The organism is Candidatus Thermoplasmatota archaeon (assembly GCA_022848865.1).
GTDB lineage: Archaea > Thermoplasmatota > Thermoplasmata > RBG-16-68-12 > JAGMCJ01 > JAGMCJ01.
In genome coordinates this window covers 1-8,058 of sequence record JAJISE010000061.1, presented here as the reverse complement: position 1 = coordinate 8,058, position 8,058 = coordinate 1, and the positions used below count along the sequence as shown (strand labels likewise).

At 56.5% G+C, this 8,058-nt stretch carries 2 protein-coding genes; one reads left to right on the top strand and one right to left on the bottom strand.

What is annotated here, in order from left to right; all coding sequences use genetic code 11:
- Positions 1-926, bottom strand: a 926-nt coding sequence (cysS, locus tag LN415_09070) for a cysteine--tRNA ligase (GenBank protein MCJ2557236.1), incomplete at its 3' end; no start/stop codon positions are given.
- Positions 927-1,108: 182 nt separating this feature from the next.
- Here cysS and LN415_09065 point away from each other — a divergent pair.
- On the top strand, positions 1,109-8,058 hold a 6,950-nt coding region (locus LN415_09065; protein ID MCJ2557235.1), incomplete at its 3' end, for a S8 family serine peptidase.

The following is an 8,058-nucleotide window of genomic DNA, read 5'->3' as shown; positions in this document are numbered from 1 at the left end:
TTCTCGATGTCGTCCTCATCATAGTCGATGGTCTCTCTGTAGTGGGGGCGAAGGAGGTAGAAGCGAACCACGGAACCGCCAAACCGCTCGAACACGTCCCTCAGCCGTACGAAGTTGCCCAAGGACTTGGACATCTTCTCCTTACCGAGCGTCATGAAACCGTTGTGAACATGATAACTGATTGCGTCCTTTCCCATGTGGGCAAGGGAGATCAGGATGTTGCTCTCATGGTGTGGGAACTTGAGGTCCTCGCCGCCACCGTGGATGTCGATGCTGTCTCCGAGCGCTCCCCTCATTATCCCATAGCACTGTATATGCCAGCCAGGTCTGCCTGCACCCAAAGAGGAGTCCCAGGAAGCCACACCTTCCTTGCTCTTCTTCCAAATCAAGAAGTCGAACGGGTTCTCCCTGTCCTCCATGGTCGGTTCATCCGCAAGGAGATCCTCCGGACGTTCGTGAGTGAGCTGACCGTATCCGCCCGGAAGAGTCGTCCGGAAGTAGTGGTTTCCGTCCACTTCATAGACGTACCCTTCCTCGTTGAGCTTCTCTATGATGCCAATCATGGATGGGACGTTCTCGGAAACCCTCGGATTGGCGTAAGAGGGCCTCACGTTCAGCGTCCGAAGGTCCTCAAGGAATCGCTCCTCGTAGCGGGCCGCGAGGACTTCTGGCTTCTCCCCCCGCCCGGCCGCCTTCTGGTCTATGACATCGTCCACGTCGGTGATGTTGACCACCATCCTGACCCGATGTCCTCTAAACTCGAGGTATCTTCTCATCACATCGAAGGAGACGTAGGACCTAGCGTGTCCGATGTGAGCGTCGGCATAGACCGTTGGCCCACAGACATACATCCTCACGATCTCTGGATCTGCGGGATGGAATTCCCTGAGAGTGCCGGTCTTGCTGTCGAGTATCTCGAGTGCCATTATGCTCCTTCCATCTGCGTGAGAACGCAACTCGTTAGAAGTGTGGGAGGCTATTTTAGGTTTTCCGATGGGGCCGTCTGAAATATCTGGATGGCGGTCGGCCCACTCGATTAGCTATAAATACCCGAGGATTATATGATGGTTGTAGTTCGTTCTCACACTGGCTATGGAGGAGGAATGAGATGAGATTCGGGCAAAGTGCGGTATGCGCACTGTTGATGTGGGTATTGCTGATTTCTGGGATTGCGACTGCTCCATATGAGGAGAACACGCCGGAGTCTGCGGTGTTCGAGGAACCTGAGACCACGCGCTCTTCTGAGGCCGTTGAGCATGTTCATGAAAGCCTCTCGCTCAACATCGATCCCGCACTGGATTCAGCAAGGAATTCGAAAGCCATGCAAGACGTCGTCGTAGTAACATCCGATGTGGCGGAACTGGCGAGAACTCTGCAGAAGTTCGAGTACAACGGGCTCGTCGGGACTTCTGACTGGAACGGTCTGGCTTTCCCCATTCTTGAAATCCCAGGGCTTGCCATCGATGAGGTGGCGTCTCTACCTTCGACGATGTCTATCCTCAGATACGTCCCTCCCGAGCCACATATCGTCGAGAGCATCGACACGTACTCGTCCGACGGTGGCATGGCTCCCAGCAACCTGAATTCCTCTATCAATCATGGCGTTCAGGCCGCCTGGGAAAGGGGGTGGAAAGGAGACGGAGTCAAGATTGCCGTCATCGATGACGGCGTTGACTTCGCACATCCCGATCTCTTCGCAAAGGCCATGCGGTTCAACGCTTCACTCCTGGACCCTGGAACGCTCGAAGACAAACCCCACCTGCAGTACTATGATGGATGGCCCATGGCGTTCGACCCCGCCTCCCTCACCTCCTACATCCTGAATGGAGGGTATCCGTTTGCCCTGGACGCCACGGAATCGTGGTACGCGAACACAACCTCCACGGATAGGAATGTAACGCACACTGTAAGGATAGATGGCAGGAACGACTTCTGGACCGACGGGAGCGAACTCGTTGCGACGGATTCGAACTCCGACATCACGCTAGTGCCGCCCATTCCGGCGGATGAAGGGAACGACTTCAATCTCTTTTCGCTCTATGTCTCTCAAGACAAGTTCAACTGGTACTTCGGGTTCAACACTCTCACCAACCAAACGAACGTGTCCTTCGGTCTTTACATCAACACGACACTGGGCGGAGCGCCTGGTGACCCCGCAGGCAAGTACATCAACGCCGTGGCTGAGCACGCTCCGGAGTTCGCGGTCTATATGACCCACAACGGGCTCCAGCCAAAGGGGCGCTGGGACAAGAATGATACGATCGAGAACGCGACCGTATACAAGTGGGATGGTTCAAATTGGAGCGGCGGGATCAACATCACCGAGGAGCCGATAAAGGGAAACATCTCATACAGCGGATGGGACTTCGAGCTCCAAGAAGCGTTCGTTGAGTTCAGCATCTCCAAGAAGTACATCGGAGATCCCGCGGAGATATCTGTGCAGCTCTTCTCGTGCGGTGTGAATGCTTCGCACGCCATGGACACCGTTTACAGTGATGTGAACGTGGACTTCGTCAAGCCTGAGTGGGACACCAGCATCACGACACTGTCGGCCTTCACAGTGGTCGGCAGAGGGTTCTGGCGACATACGTACACGAGACCAGACGATACAGTTGAGGGTAGGCCTAACACCAACTTCTCGTGGCCCCTCGAGTACATCGTGAGCGGTACAAGCTACAGCGGTGACTACCTCTTTGGCGACCATCCCGATGAGAACTACCCGCTTTCCAGGGTCCTGGTCGTCGACGAAGCCCAGTCTCATGTCTATGACACCGTGTACGTGGACCTCGACCACAACAAGGATTTCCGGAACGACAAGCCCATCAAGAAGCTTGGCAAGTACGATGCGGGCATGGTATGGCATCCCGTGGACTGGCCCGGTCAGGGCACGATATATGATGAAACGTGTCTTGCGGACTTCTTCGATCCAATAATGGGCGTGTCATCCGTCGATTGGTCGCCCGACGGCACGAGGATCGCATCAGGTTCCCTTGACCACACCGTCATCGTGTGGGACGCTGCCGACGGGTCAGTGCTCTCTTATCTGAACGCTCACATGGGAAGGGTCAGAGACGTGCAGTGGTCACCGACTGATGCGAACCGTCTCGCGGCCGCGTATGACGATCGCTCAGGCAACGGTGACAACAATGTGGTCATCTGGAACACCGCAACCGAGAAGATCGAGAAGGTCCTCGTCGGACATGCATCAGGTGTGAAATCCATCGCCTGGGCTCCGTCAGGCAATGAGCTGGTTTCCGGTTCACTGGACGGGACCGTCAAGGTGTGGAATATCATCGCCGAAACGTCAGTGGAGCTGACGATGCACGCGGACGAAGTCACATCCGTTGACTGGTCCTTCCTGGACCGGATCGCGTCAGCATCTCTCGACGACAACATCACGATACACGACTCGGGCGGGACTTTCATAAGGAGCTTCAACTACTCTTCGCCCACTGCGATCGCTTTCAATCCCAACGGGACGCGCCTTGCAGTCGCCGAGGGAAGCGGGGCACTTATCGTTCGGAACGTCGTTGGTCCCGCAGAGGGCATCCCGGAGTACGCCCACGGGCTGGCCAAGATGATCATGGACGTCGCCTGGTCGGACGATGGAACACTGCTTCTGACGACTTCCAATGCCTCTTTCGCGACCGACATGACCCTCGTCCTGTGGGATGTGACCTACCTGCACAACTACACGTACAAGGTCCGCGTTGCGGGAGCTCACGATGAACTCGTCGGCGGGGAACTGACCAAGAGGTGGGTCGCGGGCGCGGGCTTCGCGCCGAACGGCACATGGATCGTGACCGGGGGTCAGGATAGGAGCGTGAAACTCTGGGAATACCTTACCGTTCCGTTCGATGACCTGGTCCTAAGAGCGGTTCTCTCGGAACACACGACCGGCTCGCTCGACTACACCAGATGGAACAACGGAGACGGGATTGCCGATGTTTCAGGCGGCATCGTCTACTTCATAGCTCAGAACTACTGGGACAATGGGACAATGCTCCGAGTTCCGATTCCGTACTCCGATGTCTACGTCGAGCGGAGCGGCCTGATCGAGCAGCAAGTAATCCCAGAGAACGGAACGCTGGTCGCCTTCATGGGCGCGCTAGACCTCGACTTCAGTCACGGGACGCTCATAGCCTCGAGCATCGTGGGCAAAGGGATCAGCACATTCTATGACGATTCGAGAATGGACGAACCCTCGGAGCCTCAAGTCGTGGGCTTTGCCCCCGAGGCCGAGATCCTGCCCATCGCGAACATCTACTACGGAAGCTACATCGAGGGATGGCTCTTCGCCATCGAAGGTTACGATGGAGAACCGAACACGGGGGATGAGGCGAACATCGTCACGAATAGCTTCGGATTCCCTGGCACATACGAGGCAGGTCTCGACTTCTGGTCGCGATTCCTTGACTGGTTGGTGAATAATCAAGCGGATAACAAGGTCGTGTTCACTGTTTCGGCCGGCAACGCGGGTCACGGGTACGGCACGGTAACGAGTCCCGCTACGTCCACGGGGGTTGTCTCTGTCGGGTCTTCGACAGACTTCCAGTACAGGCGCATATCAGAACTGGAGAACGGCATGAACCCGAGTTACGGTGATATCGCCACCGAGTCCAGCAGGGGGCCGAGCGTGCTGGGAAGACCCGAACCCGACGTCGTGACGAACGGCAGGATGGCCTTTGGGGCCACGCCGCTGAACCAGGTCCAGTACAGACCCTACGACGGGACAAGAGCCACGGATCTCTGGGCCGGCACGAGTCTCGCCTCGCCCTGCACGGCCGCGATTCTCGCACTCATATACGAGGCCTACAAGGACGCGCATGATGCGTTTCCAGATGCCACGACCGCCCAATCCATTCTCATGAGCAGCGCGGACGACCTGAGCTACGACGTTTTGTCCCAAGGCGCAGGTCGGACCAATGCTGACAGGGCGACGAAGATCGCTCACGACGAGGACGGTTTCGTGGTTTCCCCCAACTTCTGGGTCCCTGGTGACTACAAGGGGACGAAGTATGAGGCATTCCCTCAACTCATTCGAGCGGGTGAGGAAGACACTCAAGACTTCCTCGTCCAGAATCACAATCCAACCGATACGGAGGAGGTTGAGATATCTGATGCGGTCTTCAAGAAGATCGACACGCTGAACTACAGCTTCACAACAGGAGCGGAGACCGAGGCCGTTTGGACGGTAATCAGAATGATGGATGTCTTTGGGTTTGAGGATCCAGGCATCTATGACCAGTTTGGAGAGAAGAAAACCGACATTAACGTCACGAACTGGCTGGAGACAGATCTCCTCAAGATCACTGTCTACACGAACCAGAGCCTTCTTGACACGAATCTGGACGGCACGACGGACAAGAGCTACTTCCTCGATATCTATGATTGGACCTGGCGGGGAGGTGGGATGGCCAATCCCGCAGTCACCAGCTACAACGACCTGAATCGAATGCTGATAGCCTATCCAGATGCCAACATCTATGAGGGGAGGATACACAACCCCGCGCAGAGAACCCACGATGGACTCGTCATTGGCGTTAGACCTGGAATCCAGGCAGGAAAACCGGGGGCCGCAGATGTCCATTTCAAAATGACTCTGGACTTCTACAAGAGGCAGGACTGGAACTGGCTCTCAACATCCACGAGCACTCTAGCTCTTGCCCCGCTGGGTTCTCCAGGCGATTCCGATACGTTCACTGCCACGATGACGGTCGGCTCCGACGCCACGGTGGGATCCTACGAAGGGGGTATCTATCTGAGAGGAGACCTCGGGCAGAAGACAGAGACCTTCATCAACGAGAACATGGCGCAGCGCTATGCCCGCCCGAGCAAGATACCGATCAAGATGGCCACTGTCTGGCGGGACGGAATCCTTCAGGCAGAAGGGGTGGACTACACACTGTATCCCGAGACCGGAATAGTCTACTTCACGAATCTGCTCTCCAAGGATACCAATGTGACGATAGACTACGAGTACTACAACGTCACTACGATCCCCGTTCTTGTCAACGTCCCTTCAGACGTGACTCAGTTCCAGTTCGGCGGTTTCCCAGCCGGACAGGACGATCTGTATGGGAACATGGTCCATGGAGGATTCGGCAACGGCAAGAAGTCCGGTGACTGGCGGTACTACTTCGTGGACGTCCCGAACGAGGGGCAGTTCATGAGCCCCGGTTCGATGAAGTTCCTGTTGGATGTCGTGTGGGACTACGACATGACGGACATCAATGCGTTCGCCTTCGGTCGCGGTGGTCTCTCAATGTACGGCAATGCGGCGTTCGAGGAGGCGAGATACGGTCCATACGTGTTCTACAAGAACTTCGGCGGTAGCGAGGAGACAACCTCGGTCTTCACGACGACGGGCGGGAACAGAGAGATAGTCGCGCCAACCATCATCGGCGGACTGGACGTGATAGCCATCCAACACCGTGCACTCAACGGAACAGTTCACGAAGAGACCGTCTCGGGAAATGTGAACACGATGGATGTCGTACCGTCGATACTGAGCATCAGCACGAACAACTTGAGCGGGAGTAGAGACGTTCACATCCACTCTGCCACTGATTGGCAGGGTGTCGGCGGAATATCGGCGGGCCCATCGATGCCTATCGAACTGAAGAATGTGACCGTATTCCAGGACAAGACCGACGGAGCGAGCTTCACCGAGATCCTGTCCAAGGCGAAGTACACGAAGGTCGTCAAGGTGAGACCCAGCGCACTGATATTCGATATCCACATCACGAGCGATCGAGAGACGACGGCCAAGCCATGTACCGATCTCGACCTCGGGATATTCCTCGACGGAAAGGGTACAGGGAATGTACCGGACGGTGAGGCTCAACCTGAGGAGTTCATCGCTCTTGACGCGGATTCAGATGCGGACGAGCACGTCAGACTGATCCGACCCACTGCGGAAGACGACCCTGACACGGCAGGTATAAATGAGGCCGAGACAGGAGCTCCCTATCTCATCAAGGTCCTCGGTTTCTCTGTTTTCGCCGGTTCCGAAGGCACGTTCAATATGGACATTTCCCTCGTACAGGGCGAGGGGTTCGAGATCGAGGGAATGACAACAGGCCTCGTTCCGGCAGGCACGATTACGAAGGTGTCCTTGAAGTGGAATCTCGTCGGGAGCACCGAGGACTCCCAGATGCTTGGTGCGCTCTATGTCGGACCCGTCAGTGCACCTCTGACGGTACTGGTGCCAGTGGAACTTAACCTGGACAGGGTCGCGCCCGCGATTTCAGGCCTCACGATCAAGTCGTCGAGCAACATCGTCAACTACACTGGCCAGATCAAGGTGACGGAAGGCGACATCGATTTCAGTATCTCGGTCTCCGATCCGAAAACAGCCGTGTACAAGGGTGGTGAGCTCAGTCCGGAAAGCGCAGAGGTCTGGTTCGATGGAGCAAACGTCACGTCTCAGGCCACTGTGCAGATTCCATTCGACCAGGGCCCGAAGGACGAGTATGGCTACTGGGGCGGTACGGTGAGCTACGTCCCGCTCGCGCCCATTCCCGAGGGCGTTCACAGTATCACTTTCGCGATTCATGACGTCGCGGGAAACCTGGCGCAGCAGACATACCATTTCACCGTGGACTCCAGCGCTCCGCAGATCTCCGTGGATCAACCCGCCGTATTCCACACACAGGAGGACAGGACGTTGATTAGCGGCGTGGCGGACAGAGATTCGACGATCACTATCAGGGACGAGGAAGTCCCCGTAGACGGCAACGGGCGCTTCGAGAAGACCGTGACATTGACCCCCGGAGAGAACATCATTGTCGTGAAAGCTGTCGACTGGTTCGCCACCGAGGAACACACCCCGGCGAATTCCGCGACAGTGTACCTCACGGTCATCTCGGATTCTCTGCAGCCTTCGATGGATCTGGACGTGCGGTCGACTACGAACGAAGAAACTCTGGCAGTACGCGGACAGGTCGAAGATCTCATCTCGCCTCTCGTGCCGAATGACCTTACACTTCTCAGCTTGCTGGTCGCGGGCATCGACGTCCCCGTCCAGAGCGACGGCTCCTTCTACGCCGTCATTCC